Below are 17,986 nucleotides of genomic sequence, written 5' to 3' on the forward strand. Positions count from 1 at the left end.
CACTATATTAATAAAACACGATTGTTCTTAAACAATCGTGTTTTTTATGTATCTTATTTAGAAGCCAAAGCCCCCATTGGATCCCAAGGAGCTAGGACAATCGGTTCTGCCTCATAAGCAGCTAATTCTTCCGCCGTCAACAGTTCCTTATGAACGACTATTTGGTAGGTGTATTCGTCCATCCAGGCGTCAGAGGCGACGAAGTAGCCATCTGTTCCGACTTTCTCTCCCCAAGAATTCTCAACCTTCCATTTGAGAGAACGTCCAGCTTCGTCCAGATCCACACCAGTCAAGACCATAGCATGTGTCATGAGACTTTCTGCATAATCCAAGCGCCCTGCCTTATCTTGAGTCAGCTGGATATCCATTCCCGCTTCAAAGTCATAGACATCTGTTGCCAGGATTCCAGCTTTGCGGTTGCTAACTTGGCCGACATCTGATCCAAACCAAACAGTTTCCCCAGCTTTCATTTGGGCAATGGCCAATTCTTTCAAGCGCTCCATCGGGACGTTGAGGTAGCGGACTTCACGGCTACCGACCACATTCCCCAGCATCTCAACCGTATAGGACTGACCATAAGGCTTGTCTGCCGTAGGAGCATTGATAACAGAAACGTAGTCCTCTAACTGAAGATCCACATATTTTTTGTAAAAGCTTTGAGGTGTCAAGCCAGACTCTGTGTGAAAATTATTGTCCTTATCGCGATAAGAGAAACTAAACGTACGAGGGGGCAAGCCCAGTGACATAGCTAAGAAATTAAAGATTTCTTGCAGGAGCTCTTCTTTCTTGCTTTGAACCGTTGCTAGATCTGCTCTAGTCGCAAGCAATTCGCGCAGGATCTGAGCATCTTGACGCAACAATTTGTTTAAGTAGGTATTGAGCTCCCGGCTATTGCTAGATGAGATGGATTCTGGATAGACAGACTTGGGTACGACCCCATATTTTTCAAAGAGGGAAACGACCATATCCCATTGACCACCATCTTGTTGAGGAGTTTGAAGGAGGAAGGCCACCTTGCGACTGGTCAAGTCCTGGTCCGCTGTCGCAATGATTTGTTCCAAGAACCAGTTGGATTTTTCGTACTTGTCCCAGAAGAAAGTATGAGCTTGAGACAACTCAAAATCCTCTAATTGGAAGCTGGCAATCATTTTATGACGGAAGGTATTTAGAGCCGCAAACATCCAGCAACGACCAGAAGCTTTCTGGTCCGTCACCTTATCCTTGGTCAAATCAAGAGAAAAGACGGGGGTGTTTTCTACTGCACTTTTGCGTGTCTCTAAAGCTGCATGAATCCCATTGTGGGTGATGGCATTTTCAAGAGCCGCAAATTTCACATTTGCTTGGTAATTCGCATAGAGTTGATCTGTAAATTCTTGCGTTAATTCTGACATAAAATTCTCCTTTGTAAAACTACTTACCATTATAGACCATTGGCTAAAATCTTCAAGTAAAAATTGTTTTAAAGGTCAGAAGAATGGATAGTGTAGATTATTTGATCTCCGATATAGCCTTTTCTGGCAACAGCATCTGGGATAGTTTCAAGATATTGCATTCCAGCTTTTGCCATTACCCGTCCCGAAGCAGGGTTCAAACTGACATACTTGGCCTGAACTTCCTTGACTCCCACCTCTACCAACAAAAAGTGTAAAACAGCCTGGAAAGCTTCTGTCATCAGACCTTGACCCCAAAACTTCTTCCCTAGAATATAGCCGACTTCACACAGTTCTTTTTGCGAATCCTGAGAAACGACACTGATATCACCTATCACTTGTGCGGGATCATCTTTCTTACAAATCGCCCATTTGTAGGTGTTTTCCTCTTGGTAATGAAGGAGCCATCTCTCAATTGAAGCTCGAGTCACTTGAGGATTTGGATGGGGATTCCAAGTCACATATTTAAGATTATCTGTATCAGACGCCCAATTTTCAAACATTGCCTTTGCATCCTCTACAACAAAGCGTCTTAATAATAAACGCTTGGTTTCCAGTTCAATAGTACCCAATTTTCTCATCTACTTTCCTCCTATTCTGTTTAAAAAAAGTCGGCTCAACCGACTTTTCTTTTCTATCAACGCCAGAAGGTATCAAATACCGTAATCGGTAGATGACGTTTGTGTTGGCCTTTGTGCCACCAGTTTTCAATAGTTGCTTGAGCTTCTGGGCTAACTGATTTCCCTTCTAAGTAGTCATCAATTTCTGCATAGGTCACCCCAAGAGCTACTTCGTCAGCGATACCTGGCTTCTCCTCTTCCAAATCTGCAATCGGTACCTTCTCATACAAGGCTGGATCAGCTCCCTGTGCCTGAAGCAACTGCTTGCCTTGGCGCTTGTTGAGGCGGTAGAGAGGCAGAATATCGGATCCGCCATCTCCAAACTTGGTAAAGAATCCAGTGATGTTTTCTGCTGCATGGTCTGTCCCAATGACGGCTCCACTATAGGCACCCGCTAAAGCATACTGAGCAATCATCCGGCTCCGTGCTTTGATATTGCCCTTGTTAAAGTCTGAGACATCCGTTCCTGTCGCTTCGACAGCACGCTCCATGGCATCGACCGATTCCTTGATGTTCACGACTAGGCTGACGTCTGGCTGGATGAAGGCCAAGGCCTTTTGGGCATCTGCTTCATCCGCTTGGACACCGTAGGGCAAGCGGACTGCAACAAACTGATAACTGGCATCTCCAGTCTCTGCCCGCATTTCCTCCATGGCTAATTGAGCCAGGCGACCTGCTAGGGTCGAGTCCTGTCCTCCCGAAATTCCTAAGACAAAGGTCTTTAGAAAAGGATGTTTTTGCAGGTAGTCCTTCAAAAAATCAATGGACCGGCGAATCTCTTCTTGAGGATCAATGACCGGCTTGACCCCTAATTGGGCAATAATATCTTCTTGTAGGCTCATTCTTCTTCACCTCCCAAGGCTTTCTGACGCATCTGATCGATGAGGTCCATCTTATCTTGCCATACGTCCTTAGCCAAGTCCACTGGGTAATGTTGTGGATTGAGGACACGTTTGTATTCATCCCAGAGCTTGTCGAATTCCTTCCGAGCATAGGCTTGGATATCCATCAAGGTTGGCAATTCGTAGACTAGTTTCCCATCTTTGAAAATATCAACCAAGAGAGGGATGGCATCGAAATCGCGAACTGTCTTCTTGATATAGGTATAGGTCGGATGGAACATCTTGATTTCTGTCAGTTCATTGACATCTACTCCATCGTAAGTGATGTAATCCCCTTCAGATTTGCCTTTTTCCCGACTGGTAATCCGCCAAACTTGCTTCTTCCCTGGGGTTGAAACTTTTTCAGCATTGTTAGACAGCTTGATGGTATTTCGCATTTGACCATTTTCGTCTTCGATAGCAACAATCTTATAGACTGCTCCGAGAGCTGGTTGGTCATAGGCTGTGATCAACTTAGTTCCGACACCCCAGACATCAATCTTAGCCTTTTGCATCTTCAAGTTGAGGATGGTGTTCTCATCCAAATCATTTGAAGCATAAATCTTCGCTTCTGTGAAACCAGCTTCATCCAACTGTTGGCGAACCTTTTTCGAGATGTAGGCAATATCTCCAGAGTCAATCCGGACACCTAGGAAATTAATGCGATCGCCCATCTCACGCGCTACCTGAATCGCAGCTGGAACTCCAATGCGTAACGTATCATAGGTATCCACTAGGAAGACACAGTTGCGATGGGTCTCAGCATAGGCCTTGAAGGCTTTATAATCATCGCCATAGACCTGCACCAAGGCATGGGCATGGGTCCCAAGGACAGGGATGTCAAAGAGTTTTCCTGCACGTACGTTACTGGTCCCGTTAGCGCCCCCAATAACGGCTGCACGGGTTCCCCAAATAGCCGCATCCATTTCTTGTGCTCTACGAGTTCCGAACTCCATCAAAGGTTCGTCTTCGATCACAGCCTTAATCCGAGCTGCTTTTGTAGCAATCAAGGTTTGGAAATTGACAATATTGAGGAGGGCCGTTTCGACCAATTGACACTGGGCTAGCGGTCCTTCTACTTGAACAATCGGCTCATTGGCAAAGACCAGGTCCCCTTCTTTGGCAGAACGAACGGTCAATTCCATTTTGAAATTTTTCAAGTAATCCAGGAAGGCTCCTTCGTAGCCCAAGGATTCTAAGTAGGCAATATCTGACTCTGAAAAACGTAGATTCTTCAAATAGTTGACAATGCGCTCAAGACCAGCAAAGACGGCATAGCCATTTTTAAAGGGTTGCTGGCGAAAATAGGCTTCGAAGACCGCCTTTTTATTGTGGATGCCTTGCTCAAAGTAAACCTGCATCATATTGATTTGGTACAAATCCGTATGGAGAGTTAAACTATCATCTGGGTACATGTTTGATCCCTCTTCTTTTTTCTTACGTCATGGCACCAGTCACGCTCTGTCAACTGGCACAGTCCAAAATAATTTTAAACACATTATAGCACATTTTAAGCAGGACCACATGACTTTAATCCGGGCTAAGCCTCATTTTTATCGTAAAAAAGAAGGGATCTTCGCCTCTTTCCATCAGACGAACATCCCTTTCTTCTTTCTTATTTTTCGTGTTCAGTAATATATTTATAAGCTTCTTGACCGGCGACAGCGCCATCCCCAACAGCTGTGGTGACCTGACGAAGATCTTTTTGGCGGACATCTCCAACCGCAAAGACACCCGGCACGGAGGTCTTCATGTGATCATCAGTGATCACCCAACCTTGATCGTCTAGAATACTGAGGTCTTTGGCAAAGTCACTGACAGGATCCAAGCCCACATAGATAAAGACACCCCCAGCTGCTTGCTCGCGAACCTCACCTGTTTGAACATCTTTTAAGACCAGACTGGTCACACGGTTGTCCCCTTTGATCTCTTCGACCACTGTATTCCAAGCAAAGTGAATCTTTTCATTGGCAAAAGCCCGGTCTTGAAGAACTTTTTGGGCACGTAGGGCATCGCGTCGATGAACAATGGTAACAGACTTAGCAAACTGAGTCAGGAAGATTGCCTCTTCAACCGCAGAGTCTCCTCCACCAACAACCATGAGGTATTCATCACGGAAGAAGGCACCATCACAGACAGCGCAATAAGAAACCCCACGACTATTTAATTCTTCTTCACCCGGAACTCCCAACAAGCGATGGTTGGAACCTGTTGCGATAATAACGGTCTTGGCTTGCAAGACGCCATCATCTGTCGTAATTTCCTTGTAGCTTCCTTGATCCACAATGTTTTCGGCTCTGCCGAACAAGTGTTCCACACCTACGGCTTCTAGTGGCTCGAACATTTTTTCAGCCAATTCAGGTCCACTGATATTGGCATAGCCTGGATAATTCTCGATATCGGATGTATTGTTCATCTGTCCGCCAGGAATTCCAGCTTCTAACAAGGCAACCTTTAGATTGCTGCGGGCTGCATACAAGGCTGCAGTCATTCCCGCAGGTCCTGCGCCGATAATCAGTGTATCATACATAAGCTTCTCCTTTTGTTGTAACTATCTTGATTCTAACTCCAATTGATCCATTTTGCAATTATCTTGCTCGAAGAATAAATAGAACTCCAATGACTGCAAAAGTGAGGACTGGAATTGTCATAATATCAATTAATAAAATATCATAGAGGTGTAATTGGCGTTTCTTAGCTGTTTTATCCGTCTTACGAGCCACTCGCAAGCTTATCCAAATAGCTGAAGCAACCAACACCCCAATTGAAGTGATGATTAGGCTCTCGATATAGAGAGATAGCAATTGGTTTAACATAAGATCTCCTTTGTATCCAAAATTGGAATGAGGGGATGAGGTGCCGATTCGTTGCCTTTCGTTAACCGTTGATCAACTTGAAACTTCTATCTTCGCGGAAAAATGAACTACATATAATCCTCTTCTCCTGAGGCACCTACTCAAAGAAAAATCCGAGTCTGAAACATCGCGTTCCAGACTCGATCTCTTATATATTATATCAAACAAATGTTCGTTTGTAACTAGCAAAGAATTCTTTTGTCCGCTCTTCTTTAGGAGCTTTCATGATTTCTTCTGGTGTCCCAGATTCAATAATTTTCCCCTTGTCGAGGAACAAGACCTTGTCTGCCACCTGGGAAACAAAGCTCATATCATGACTGACTAGAATCATGGTTTGACCTGCCTGAGCTGCTGCTGCGATGGCTTTTTCTACCTCTCCGACCAATTCCGGATCGAGGGCTGAAGTTGGCTCATCCAACAAGAGGACTTCCGGCTTCATGGCTAGGGCACGCGCCAAGGCTACCCGCTGTTTCTGCCCTCCGGACAAATGACGAGGGTAATGGGTTTCGCGGTCCGACAGACCGACTTTTGCGAGTTCTTCTTTGGCAATCTTGGTCGCCTCCTGGTCGGATAAGCCTTTGACGACGATCAGTCCTTCCTTGACATTGTCCAAAGCAGTCTTGCGACTGAAAAGATTAAACTGTTGAAAGACCATAGCTAGCTTTCTTCGAAGGGTCAGGATCTCGTCCTTGCTGATGGTTTCAAAGTCTACCTTTTCCCCATTGATCTCAATGCTGCCACTATCTGGTGCTTCCAAATAGTTCAAGCTTCTCAAGAAGGTTGATTTCCCAGCTCCAGAAGAACCAATCAAGGCAACAACTTCCCCTTTTTGAACTTCCAAATCGAGATGGTCTAGGACCACTTGACCGGAAAAAGATTTTGATAATTGTGAAATCCGAATCATGCTGCTCGTTCCTCCTCTTGCAAGGTTTGGGTAACAACTTTTGGATCTTTGATAGCGAGTACCTGTTCGATCCAGCGTCCCAATTGTTCAATCAAAATATTAATGGCCCAGTAGATCAATGAAACAGAGATAAAGCGCTCAAAGTAGCGGCTGTCATTCCCCGACATAATCTTGGCTTGGGCAAAGATTTCCAAAACTCCAGCATAAAAGGCCAGAGAAGTCCCCTTGGTCAAACCAATCAAAGAGTTGATCAAGGTCGGAGTCGCAACCACTGCTGCATTTGGAATAATAATTCGACGATAAACTTGGGCATTGGTCATCCCTAGACTCTTCGCTGCTTCGATTTCACCCGCATCAACAGATAAAATCGCTGCCCGAATGGTCTCACTGGCATAGGCTGCCTCATTGAAGGCAAAGGCCACAATGACAAATAAATGGGCTGGCACATCGTTGATATTAAAGGCTGTCCCATATTGTTGGTTAATGGCCTTCAATAGGAGCGGGATTCCATAATAGGTCAGCATCAACTGGACCAAAATTGGTGTCCCTCTTAAAAAACTCACAAACAAGGCTTGGATCGGGTAGAGGATTTTTACCCGATTGATTTTGACAATGGCAAATAATAGGGCTAGCAATAAACCAAAAAAGGCTCCTGCCAAGGTTAACAAAATCGTATTTGGAAGCTCTTTTAAAATTCCTGGAATAGCTTCAAAAACGACGCGTAGGTTAAAGATTTCTCCTTCTGGTATCCATTTTAAAAACTCTTCATACCAGCCAGATGCCAGATAAATAGTTGTAAACATCTTCGTTACTTCCTCCCTCGATAATGAATCATTCTATCATATTTACAGTTAAAATGCTGAGTTTTGCTACTGATCGTTCGTAAATCATGAGGTCTGATGTGATAACAAGCAAGCATCTCCCCTAAGAGCAAAAAAATAGACTACCTACAGATAGTCTATCACAAAATAAATCAGCGACCAAATAGTTAATTTTTATGGAAATCTTTAATTTTCTTTATCACTAAAAGGTTTGGCGTTTCGCCTTTCTTTCTGCCCGACCGCGAGCACGATTCTCAGCTCGCTTGGCTTTCCGACGTTTCTCGTCCACAGCCCATTTGATTTTTTTCTTGTAGCCTGGCTTGATTTTTTTCTTTTTCTTCTTGACCAAGCCGATCATCTCAATGTCGAGTTTTTCTTGGCGTTTTTCACGATTAGCCCGGCGATCCCGGTCATAGGTATCTTCGATAACTCCAGCCTTCAAGACCTTAGGGACAAACTGGATGCCCAATTTTTCAAGCTCCCGAATGTCTGAGTCATCACTCGGTTGATAGAGGGTAATGGCTGTACCAGGAAGACCATTCCGACCAGTCCGACCAACGCGGTGGACAAAGAAGGATAAGTCTTGTGGGATAGCATCGTTGATGACATGACTGACCCCTTCAATATCAATCCCACGCGCTGCCAAGTCCGTCGCCACGATATATTCAAAATCGAGGTTTTTGACTTGGTTCATGATTCGCTTGCGCTCCCGTGGAGGAACCCCCCCATGGATTTTAGCGACCTTGAGCCCCTTCTCTACTAGAAAAGCATGCAAATCGTCCGCTCTGTCCTTGGTATTCACAAAAATCATTGCCAGATAAGGTTGAAGAGCCTGCGTCAATTGATAGATTTGCTCATTCTTATCGCGCCCTTTTGTCGATACCAACCAGTTATCAATGGTGTCCGAGATCACCGTTTTGGTTTTGATCTGCTCCATGACAGGGTTAGACAAATATTTCTTCAAGAAGGGTTGTAACTTTTGCGGAATCGTTGCTGAGAAGACTAAGAATTGGAGTTGTTTGGGAAGAATGGACGCAATCTTGTCTACCGTCGTCAAAAAGCCCATATCGAGAGTCATATCCGCCTCATCAACCACAAAGGTGTGAGCCTTATGAATAGCCAAGTCTCCAGAAGCGACCAAATCATAGATCCGTCCAGGTGTCCCAATGACAATATGGGGCTGGGCTACTTGGAGCTTATCGATTTGACGAGCCTTATCAGTTCCCCCAACGTAGTTGGCAATCCGAATTACTTTTTCACAGTAGCTAGCAATCTGACGAGCCGCTTGGTAAATTTGTGTGGCCAATTCCCGACTAGGCGCTGTAATGACCACTTCGACATGGCTACTATCCTCATTTAAGGTTTGAAAAATTGGCAAGAGGAAAGTATGGGTCTTCCCTGATCCTGTTTTAGATTCACCGACCAGATCACGGCCTGCTAAAACAATCGGAATCAGCTTTTCTTGAACTTCTGTTGCTTCGATAAAATTAATCTCTTTTAAGGCCTCTTGGATATAGTCCTTAAACTTAAAATCTGTAAATTTCATTCTCTTATCCTTTCATCATCTCTACTATTATATCAGAAAACTCCTCTTCCCGCTCTTCTTTTGGACAGCAATTCCTAGCTAGCGAAAAAGGCTGAGATAGCGATCCCAACCTTTTATGATTCATGACTTATGAATTGGTCAAATAGTAGATCAAGAGAGTCAAGGCGCTCATTCCTGCACCAACACTCCAGAGAAAGGCATCAACCTTCCACTCAGACCATTTAAGTCCATTACCAGACAGACCACCCAATTCCAAATGGTGATGGAAAGGCGTCATGCGGAAGATACGCCGTCCTTCCCCTGTCCGTTTCTTGGTCCATTTGAAATAGGACACTTGGAGCATGACAGAGCTAGTCTCAAAGACATAGACAATCCCAATCAAGAGCAAGGTCCACTCTACGTGGAGAGCCATGGATAGAGTCGCAAGCATCCCACCTAGGGCTAGGCTTCCAACATCTCCCATGAAAATCTTGGCCGGCTTGTGGTTGTAGACGAAGAAACCTAATAGAGCTCCAATCATACTGATGGTCACAAAAAGGATATCGATTCGTCTTTGCCAAATAGCTATAATGGAATAAGCGATCAAGCTGATGGTTACCGAAATGCTTGCCAAGCCATCAATCCCGTCCGTTAAGTTGACTGCATTTGAAAAACCAACCAACCAGAACAAGGCAAAGATAATATAGAAATGTCCCAAATAGACATTCCAACCAAAGACATTGAGAAGACTACCAGCTCCATGGCGTTCAGAAAAGAGATAGAAAATGATTCCTCCCACCAATTGTAGAGCTAATTTTTGCTTGGGATTTAGCCCTTCATTGATCTTACGAAAGACCTTCAAGAAGTCATCCAAGAAACCGACGATTCCATACAAGACCAAAATAAAGAGGATCAATTGAACAGGGCGCGTAAAGTTCCCAGTTAGGAAGCTAAAGACAAGGGTGACAAAGACTGAAGTGATCAAGAAAACCACTCCCCCCATAGTTGGAGTGCCTGCTTTGGCTTTGTGTTGCTTCACATCTTCGTGCATTTGTTGCCCCGAAATATGGGCCCGTTGATAGAAACGGATAAAGGCTGGAATGCCAATAACCGTCAGTATAAAGGATACTACTAGGGTAGCAAGTAACATATCAATCTCCTAATGTAATTGTTATTTTCTTCGTCTTCTTTAAAGCAGTTTCTACTTTGACGTTTTGTTTGCTCACACGAGAACCGTCCCCTTTATAGGTGATCTCAATGCCCGTCCATTCCGCAAATTTATCAACATTTTCCTTGGTCCAGCCATACATATCCGGAACTGAGTCCAAGTCATCTGTTAATAATAACACTTGCTCATTTGCTTTTAATTTCGTTCCTGCTGATACAGACATCTTTTTAATATTCTTTCCAGTTCCTAGGACGACAGGCTGGATCAGATTGCGACGCAGTTCATCTGCGAAGCCACCTGGGCTGATGGTCTGCTTCAAGTTCAATTCTTTCGACAAGGATTCTGCCGACGGCATCTTATAGGTGTCCTCTTTCGTGACCCCATCCAAGGCTTTGGTTTCCGTTACCAAATTCAACTCATCCTTCAACGCAACCGCATCTTCCAAGACTGGATTGACCAGTTCTTGCCAGCTCTTTGGACTAAAGCTGACTTCAGGCTGTTGAACCGTCACATACATAATGAAATCTGGGTCTTCAGCAGGTGTCATGACAACGATTGAGTTGATATTGTCATTTTCGCCTTCCAGGTAGCCATTAGCCGTTGCAATTTGGGCTGTCCCTGATTTAACAGCAACATTTTGTCCAGCTACTTGGATAATGGGACCATCCGATGAATAGAGGGTACCAAATTGAGGATCAGTCCCTACTGTGATCATGTAATTACGGGTCTGTTGGGCAGCCGAAGCGGATACTGGATTGCCGACAATCTCTCTTCGTGATTTACGAGCGGATTCATGCTTGCCGTCGTAGATCGCACTGATAAATTTAGGCTCCAACATTTCCCCATCATTTGCAATGGCAGAAAATGCACGCAACATCTGCGTTTGGGTCACCGAAATCCCTTGACCGAAAGAAGACATGGCTTGAGTGACATAGTTATCACCTGGTAGACCTCCAAAACTTTCGTCTCCCATTCCAAAACGTGTAGGAAGTCCGAACTTAAAGAGTGTGAGGTAATTCATCCAGACATTATTGCCCATCTTCTGTTCAAGCTTGGTCATCCCAATGTTACTTGAATAGGCAAAACCTTGGGCAATATTCATATAGCGACCTTCTGACAAGCCCATATTGATTTCCCAGTCTTTGATGGTTGCATCTTTCACTTGCAACTCGTTATTGTAATATACCTCGTTATAGGCTGGGAAAGTCCCATGATCAATCGCCGCTGCCAAGGTCATGACCTTCATAGTCGAACCTGGTTCGTATTGATCCTGGTAAAGAATCGTGTTCCAGGTTCTCAGATTCTTAATATCCAAGCCTTCTTTGGTATCTGCATTATAGGTTGGACGTTGCGTCGTTGCAAGGATTTCCCCCGTTTTGGCACTGACCAGTGTCGCACTGACATATTTACCTTTTACCTTTTCTTGGAAAACATCCATTCGGGTTTCGAGATAGGTTTGAAGTTCTGCAGAAAGGGTTGTGTAGACATCCTTTCCATCTTCGGTCTTCACGGCAACCTTATCGGATCCCGGCACAATATTTCCGTTGCGATCCTTTTCATAGGTCACAACGCCATCCTGACCACCTAGGATACGATCCAAAGACTTTTCGATTCCTGTTGTTCCCTGTAGGGTTTTATTGCCTTCTTTATCTTCTATCAATTGAGCTTGACCGATAAATTGAGAGGCAAAGGTCCCATTTTTATAACTCCGGTTTGGACTCGTCGTAAAATCAACACCTTTAATGTTGGCAGCTTCTAGTTCACTCCGGATAGCATCCATATTGCTATAGCTGATATCGTTCCCCGCTGCACCAAAAGAAACCTGGTTGAGCTTCTTCTGAGACAGTTGTTGGACGACATAGTCTTTTTCCATGCCCAAATAACGATTAAAAACGTCCGCTACTTGGTTGTATTGACTTTCTTCAACGTATAATACTTCACCTTTTGCCGATTTATAGGTTTTGTCGATAATCGCATAAACATTATAAGTCGTCGCATCCTCAGCAATAACAGCTCCATTTCGGTCATAAATTGTTCCTCGTTTGGCTGGAACAATCTCTGTTTTCTGATGGACTTGATGGGATAACTCAGATAAATTTTTTCCGAATTTGCTATCTGTGCCTATAATAACTGCAAAATTAATGAGAAATATGAAGAAAACAAGAATGGAAAGCAAACTTAAATTCTTAGCTACTTGCCGACGATTTTGGTCTGGAAGTTTCCTTTTTTTAAGGGAATAACGAATGATTTTCTTTTTTAATTTACTCATCGCTACTTGAACTCACCACTTTTCGATTTTCTTTTTGGAGGGTCATCCCCTGAGAACTAGCTAACTTAGACAAGCGTTCATATCGAGTCAACTCATTGACTTCTTGTCGGATATCTTCTAGTTCAGTCTCTTTTGTTTTTAGTTCCGTATTGAGGTTTGTCAAATCACTTTGTACTTGTAGAATCCGCGTCTGCATAAAAATAATACTGACAGCGAGAATAATCCCTGTTAGGACAATCGAGCCATAAAAAGCTTTTTCTACTCTGGTAAAGCGACGAATACGATCTTGCAATTGACTGCCCCGAGATCGTAATGGTTGATCTGCCATGTTTATTTCCTCTTACTTATGAATTTTTCGAGCAACCCGCAATTTTGCAGAATGAGCTCGGTTGTTCTTCTCTAACTCTTCTTGGCTTGGAAGAATCGGTTTTCGAGAGACTAATTCCATTTTTGGTTTTAAGTCCTCTGGGATGAAAGGCAAGCCCTTCGGTACTTCTACTGTAGAAGCTTCTTTAAACAATTGCTTGGTCAAACGATCCTCTAACGAATGAAAGGTAATGACTGAAATACGACCATCGATGGCCAACAAGTCCATGGCCTGCTGGATTGATTCATCCGCCGCTCCCAATTCATCGTTGACTTCAATTCGAATCGCCTGAAAAATTTGTTTGGCTGGATGCCCCTTTTTCTTTAGTTCCTTAGCCGGTTTTGCCGATTTGATGATTTCAGCCAATTCTGTCGTCGTTTCAATCGGTTTTACCGCACGCGCTTGTTCGATCTTTCTAGCAATTTGCTTGGAAAACTTATCTTCCCCATACTTGAAAAAGATTCGGACTAGATCGTGGTAATCATAGTTGTTGACCACGTCATAAGCCGTCAAAGAGGCTTCTTGATTCATCCGCATGTCCAAGGGAGCATCTTTTTTATAAGAAAAACCGCGAGACCGCTCATCTAACTGGGGACTAGAAACTCCTAAATCATAACAGATTCCATCAATCTCATTGACTCCCATTTCTTGGAGACGTGCTTGAAGATTCCGGAAATTGTCTTTGATGAAGGTTACCATGCCCTTTTCAACATAAGGAGCTAATCGTTTCTCCGCATTATCAATCGCATGCTGATCCTGGTCAAAAGCATATAAATGCCCTTTTTCACTTAATTGACTTAATAAATATTCGCTATGGCCGGCTCCACCTAGAGTGGCATCCACATAGATTCCATCTGGCTTTACATCCAGCATATCAATCGTTTCATGGAGCAAGACCGTTACATGATGAAATTCTTTACTCATATCCTATCTATTTTACCACAAATCTGACCAGGATGCACTTGAGATTCTCTTCTCTATCTGCTCATCATTTTCGGATTAAAAATTCCCATTCTTCAAAAGCTCATCCTATCAACCAATAGACCGAGAGAAGCATTTTGTGATACAATAATTCCATGAAAGATAAGAAATACCTCCTCCTTGGCCTGCTAGTGGCCGATCTAATTGCAGTCTACTTTTTCCTACGTACCCCTGTCCCTTGGATTTTTTGGACAGCAACCTTCGTTCTTGCCGTCTCCATTTGGATTTTTAAAAATCAATGGAAAAACTACAAAAATAGAGATAAGGATTCAGAGTGACCCATATAGAACAAGAAAACTCGATCAGTTCAACTTCTGATCGAGTTTTCTATTGTCTATTTATGAATTAGGGTCATCCAAACTACGGCCGTGCAAACCTTTCTCCCGTTGGACTTGGCGCAATTTTTCTGGTGTCACGTCATTGCCTTCTTCGTCAACCACTTTAATTCCTTCAATATGGTGACGAACTGAGCGACGATAGCCTTCAATGTATTCTTCACGAAGTTTTGCTTGTTCCACTTCTTCTTCTGGCGTCAAACCTTCTGTTTTTTTCTTTTTAGCAAGCTCATTGATTCGAGCGATTTTTTCAGGTGTCATAATAAGACCTACTTTCTACCTGTCATCAGGTACTTATTTTGTGTTCAATTGGTTGAAGGCTGCAACATTATTAGCTTTCGCTACAAGGCCTGCAAGAAGGGCCAGACGGTTGTTTTTAACAGCCTCATCTTCTGCCATTACCATGGTATTGTCAAAGAAATCATCGATGATTGGGCTAAGAGCAAAGAGTTGAGCCAATTTGTCACTAGCTGAACCAGTCAATTCAAGCTCTTCAATCGCTTTGGCAAGGGCTTTTTCTTGATCATTTTCAAAGAGACTAGCATCGACTGCTACTGAAGCATCTGCTTTTTCTGCCAAGTTGAAGGCACGAGAGAGGGACTCAACAGCCGCCTTGTAACCATCGGTCTTCGCAGCTTCTGAAAGAGCTTCAGCTGCTTCCAGCATATCAGCCACGACAAAGTTTGAACTAGCAAGAACAGCTTCTTTGATATCTTTTGGTGTGCGTCCCATCATCTTGTCCACACGCGCCTTGATGAAGTTGAGCACTTCTGCTTGATTGTCATAGGAAAGGCTATCAAATGAAAGTCCGTAAAGGCTATCAATCAACTCATCCATAGGGATATGCCAACCAAAAGCATCCAAGATACGAACAATCCCTTGTGTTGCACGACGAAGCGCATAAGGGTCATTGGAACCTGATGGAATCAAGCCTACTGAGAAGAAGGAAAGGAGGGTATCCAATTTATCTGCAAGCGCAAGGATAGCACCAACCTTAGTCTCTGGAAGAGCTCCGTCTGCTGAATCAGGAAGGTAGTGCTCACGGATAGCTGTCGCAACCGCAGCATCTTCACCAGCTAGGAGGGCGTATTTTTCACCCATGATTCCTTGCAATTCATCGAACTCTCCGACCATACCCGTCAAGAGGTCAAATTTGTAGATTTCAGCTGCACGAGCGACGGCTGCCGTTTCTTCAGTTGTCAAACCAGCTTGCTCAGCTAGTGACGCTGCAATGACACCAGCACGCGCCATGTGTTCTGAAAGAGAACCAATTTTTTCATGGAAGGTCACGTGTGCCAATTTAGCAACCAGGTCTTCAATCTTAAGTTTTTGGTCTTCACGCCAGAAGAATTCACCATCTTCAAGACGTGCCACCAATACTTTTTCATTTCCTCGAACAACATTTTCCAAGTGTTCAGCGTTTCCATTACGGACGGAGATGAAGTTTGGTTTGAGCTGACCATCCAGGTCACGTACAACAAAGTAACGTTGGTGTGTTTCCATTGAGGTCACCAAGACTTCTTCTGGAACGTCCAAATATTTGGTGTCAAAGCTTCCCATAAAGGCCGTTGGGTATTCCACCAAGTTCAAGACTTCATTTAGAAGTCCTTCTTCGATTTGGACTTTTACTCCTTCTACAGCCTCGATAGCCTTGATTTGCTCACGAATCATGTTTTCACGTTCTTTGCTATCCGCAATCACGTAAACCGTGCGAAGGTCTTCTTCATAAGAATCCGCATTGGTAATTTCCACTTCATGTCCAAGGAAACGGTGTCCACGACTGACACGACCTGATTGGATATCCAAGAAATCAAGGTCAAGCGCTTCATCACCCAAAAGCACTGTCAAGGTATGGACTGGACGGATGTATTCAAAGCTGTTGTTAGCCCAGTGCATGCTGACTGGGAAGGTCAATGAAGCAAGTACTTCTGGAAGGCCAGCCAAGACTTCTTTGGCAGGTTTTCCAGCTTCGTGTTTCGTAACATAAACGTACTCTTCCCCTTTGACTTCACGGAATTCGATATCGTCAACGGTCAAGCCCTTTCCACGGACGAATCCTTGGGCCGCTTTTGAGAAGTTTCCATTTGCATCCAAGGCGATTTTCTTAGAAGGTCCTTTAAAATCTTCAGTCAAATCCGTTTGTTGATCCGCCAAACCAATGACACGGACAGCCAAACGGCGTGGCGTTGAGAAGGTTTGAATGCTTTCGTATGAAAGACGGTTGTCATCCAAGAAGGCTGCCATTTTTTCACCGAGTTGTTTTTCACTTGGTGTGACAACGTAGGCTGGCAACTCTTCAAGTCCTAGTTCTACTAATAAGTTTTTTGTCATGTTTTTTCTCCGAAAAATATCTTTTTTTCCAGTTTGCCTTATGTGATTGGCACGCAAGCAACCGACTTCGTCGTTTCATTGCTAAAATTGGAGCCTAAAGTCTCCAATTTTGCCTGGTATCGTTAGTTTCTCTAACGATACCTTTATCACTGCGGCAACTGGTTCTGTAGGATTGCTCTATCAGTCAATCCCATCTAATACGCTCTCTTTATTCTTCCTCTTCTGCTAGGAGTTTTGCGCGTGTGGCTTCGTCGAGAAGTGGGTAACCAAGTTTTTTACGTTCTGCGACGAAAGTTTTGGCTACAACACGGGCCAAGTTACGGATGCGGGCAATGTAGCCAGCGCGTTCTGTAACAGAAACAGCACCACGTGCATCTAGCAAGTTGAAGGTGTGTGAGCATTTCAAAACATAGTCATAGGCTGGGTGAACAAGGCCCAATTCCAAAGCACGTCCTGCTTCTTTTTCAAATTTTTCGAAGTTTTCAAGAAGCATATCTTGGTCAGAAACTTCAAAGCTGTATTTTGAGTGCTCGTATTCTGGTTGAAGGAAGATTTCTCCGTATTTTACCCCTGGAGCCCACTCAATATCGTAAACAGAATCTACTTCTTGGATATAAGAAGCTAAACGCTCCAACCCATAAGTGACCTCAGCGGTAACAGGAGCAGTTGCCAAACCACCGACTTGTTGGAAGTAGGTGAACTGAGTGATTTCCATACCGTCAAGCCAAACTTCCCAACCAAGACCAGCTGAACCAGTTGATGGGTTTTCCCAGTTATCTTCAACGAAGCGGATATCGTGTTCCAATGGATTGATCCCCAATTTTTCCAATGACTCAAGGTAAAGCTCCTGGATGTTTGATGGTGATGGTTTCATGACCACTTGGAATTGGTGGTGTTGGTAAAGACGGTTGGGGTTTTCCCCGTAACGACCATCTGCTGGACGACGAGATGGCTCTACATAAGCCGCATTCCATGGCTCAGGACCAATGGCACGAAGGAAGGTGTAAGGACTCATGGTTCCCGCACCCTTTTCGTTATCATAAGCCTGCATCAGCATACAACCCTGGTCATTCCAGTATTGTTGCAAAGTCAAAATAATTTCTTGAAATGTTAATTTCTTAGACATTAAATACTCCTTGATTTAAATGATTTCTTGCGACACGAGACTGCCTCGTCGATTATACGAGGCAAGACGAGTTAGTACTGCGTCTAGCTCAGGCACCCTAGTGCTGAGCGTGAGGCAGTCCGACTGTAAGGAGGTCTCCGCCACTAACGCAGTGGAAGGTTAGTTTTTTAGACATCTTCTTCTCCTTTTTATAAATTCTTGCGACTTTGGATACAAAAAAACCGCGTCTTTGCTCCTAAGTCAAGTGACCTAGGGGCGTCAAAAACGCGGTTCCACCCTAATTTATTACTTCATTTTATTCTACTGTACTCAGCTATTTACTGAGAGAAAGCGCCACTTGCTTATCTTGTTCTGCTTGGCTTTCACTATCCCA

Annotated in this window: 16 protein-coding genes; all 16 read right to left on the reverse strand. The window is 43.9% G+C overall.

What is annotated here, in order from left to right; all coding sequences use genetic code 11:
• Positions 1 to 53: 53 nt before the first annotated feature.
• Positions 54 to 1,391: an aminopeptidase C gene (gene pepC / locus QZ158_RS02320; protein ID WP_293874211.1), complete on the reverse strand. Its 1,338-nt coding sequence runs from the start codon at positions 1,389 to 1,391 to the stop codon at positions 54 to 56.
• Between the two features lie 68 nt (positions 1,392 to 1,459).
• A complete protein-coding gene (locus QZ158_RS02325; protein ID WP_293874214.1) occupies positions 1,460 to 2,011 on the reverse strand; it encodes a GNAT family N-acetyltransferase in 552 nt (183 codons plus the stop codon).
• A gap of 56 nt (positions 2,012 to 2,067) precedes the next feature.
• Entirely contained in the window at positions 2,068 to 2,892 is an 825-nt protein-coding gene (gene nadE, locus QZ158_RS02330) for an ammonia-dependent NAD(+) synthetase (RefSeq protein WP_293874217.1), read from the reverse strand.
• Complete coding sequence (locus QZ158_RS02335; RefSeq protein WP_238656707.1) at positions 2,889 to 4,346, reverse strand: nicotinate phosphoribosyltransferase; 1,458 nt, start codon at positions 4,344 to 4,346, stop codon at positions 2,889 to 2,891. Before QZ158_RS02335 ends, nadE begins: the two co-directional genes overlap by 4 nt.
• A gap of 200 nt (positions 4,347 to 4,546) precedes the next feature.
• Complete coding sequence (trxB, locus tag QZ158_RS02340) at positions 4,547 to 5,461, reverse strand: thioredoxin-disulfide reductase (protein ID WP_293874234.1); 915 nt, start codon at positions 5,459 to 5,461, stop codon at positions 4,547 to 4,549.
• Positions 5,462 to 5,519: 58 nt separating this feature from the next.
• Positions 5,520 to 5,747 carry a DUF4059 family protein gene (locus tag QZ158_RS02345; protein ID WP_293874237.1) on the reverse strand — a complete coding sequence of 76 codons (228 nt, stop codon included), beginning with the start codon at positions 5,745 to 5,747 and terminating at the stop codon, positions 5,520 to 5,522.
• A 199-nt stretch (positions 5,748 to 5,946) separates the two neighbouring features.
• Positions 5,947 to 6,690 (reverse strand): amino acid ABC transporter ATP-binding protein, encoded by a 744-nt coding sequence (locus QZ158_RS02350; protein ID WP_061564784.1) that lies wholly within the window; start codon positions 6,688 to 6,690, stop codon positions 5,947 to 5,949.
• Complete coding sequence (locus tag QZ158_RS02355; protein WP_293874242.1) at positions 6,687 to 7,493, reverse strand: amino acid ABC transporter permease; 807 nt, start codon at positions 7,491 to 7,493, stop codon at positions 6,687 to 6,689. Before QZ158_RS02355 ends, QZ158_RS02350 begins: the two co-directional genes overlap by 4 nt.
• A gap of 220 nt (positions 7,494 to 7,713) precedes the next feature.
• Entirely contained in the window at positions 7,714 to 9,057 is a 1,344-nt protein-coding gene (locus QZ158_RS02360; RefSeq protein WP_293874245.1) for a DEAD/DEAH box helicase, read from the reverse strand.
• Positions 9,058 to 9,184: 127 nt separating this feature from the next.
• Positions 9,185 to 10,186, reverse strand: a complete 1,002-nt coding sequence (gene mraY, locus QZ158_RS02365) for a phospho-N-acetylmuramoyl-pentapeptide-transferase (protein ID WP_293874248.1) — start codon at positions 10,184 to 10,186, stop codon at positions 9,185 to 9,187.
• A gap of 1 nt (position 10,187) precedes the next feature.
• Positions 10,188 to 12,473, reverse strand: coding sequence for a penicillin-binding protein PBP2X (gene pbp2X / locus QZ158_RS02370; RefSeq protein ID WP_293874251.1), 2,286 nt, complete (start codon positions 12,471 to 12,473; stop codon positions 10,188 to 10,190).
• Complete coding sequence (ftsL, locus tag QZ158_RS02375) at positions 12,466 to 12,801, reverse strand: cell division protein FtsL (protein WP_006596866.1); 336 nt, start codon at positions 12,799 to 12,801, stop codon at positions 12,466 to 12,468. Before ftsL ends, pbp2X begins: the two co-directional genes overlap by 8 nt.
• 12 nt (positions 12,802 to 12,813) lie before the next feature.
• The gene (gene rsmH / locus QZ158_RS02380) at positions 12,814 to 13,764 is read right to left on the reverse strand and encodes a 16S rRNA (cytosine(1402)-N(4))-methyltransferase RsmH (RefSeq protein ID WP_293874254.1); all 951 of its coding nucleotides are present in this window, start codon (positions 13,762 to 13,764) and stop codon (positions 12,814 to 12,816) included.
• Between the two features lie 395 nt (positions 13,765 to 14,159).
• Positions 14,160 to 14,417 carry a DUF896 family protein gene (locus tag QZ158_RS02385; RefSeq protein WP_023920274.1) on the reverse strand — a complete coding sequence of 86 codons (258 nt, stop codon included), beginning with the start codon at positions 14,415 to 14,417 and terminating at the stop codon, positions 14,160 to 14,162.
• Positions 14,418 to 14,450: 33 nt separating this feature from the next.
• Entirely contained in the window at positions 14,451 to 16,487 is a 2,037-nt protein-coding gene (gene glyS / locus QZ158_RS02390; protein WP_293874259.1) for a glycine--tRNA ligase subunit beta, read from the reverse strand.
• A gap of 208 nt (positions 16,488 to 16,695) precedes the next feature.
• A complete protein-coding gene (gene glyQ, locus QZ158_RS02395; protein ID WP_293874262.1) occupies positions 16,696 to 17,613 on the reverse strand; it encodes a glycine--tRNA ligase subunit alpha in 918 nt (305 codons plus the stop codon).
• Positions 17,614 to 17,986: the final 373 nt, after the last annotated feature.

It is taken from the genome of Streptococcus sp. A12, assembly GCF_905372335.1.
Lineage (GTDB): Bacteria > Bacillota > Bacilli > Lactobacillales > Streptococcaceae > Streptococcus.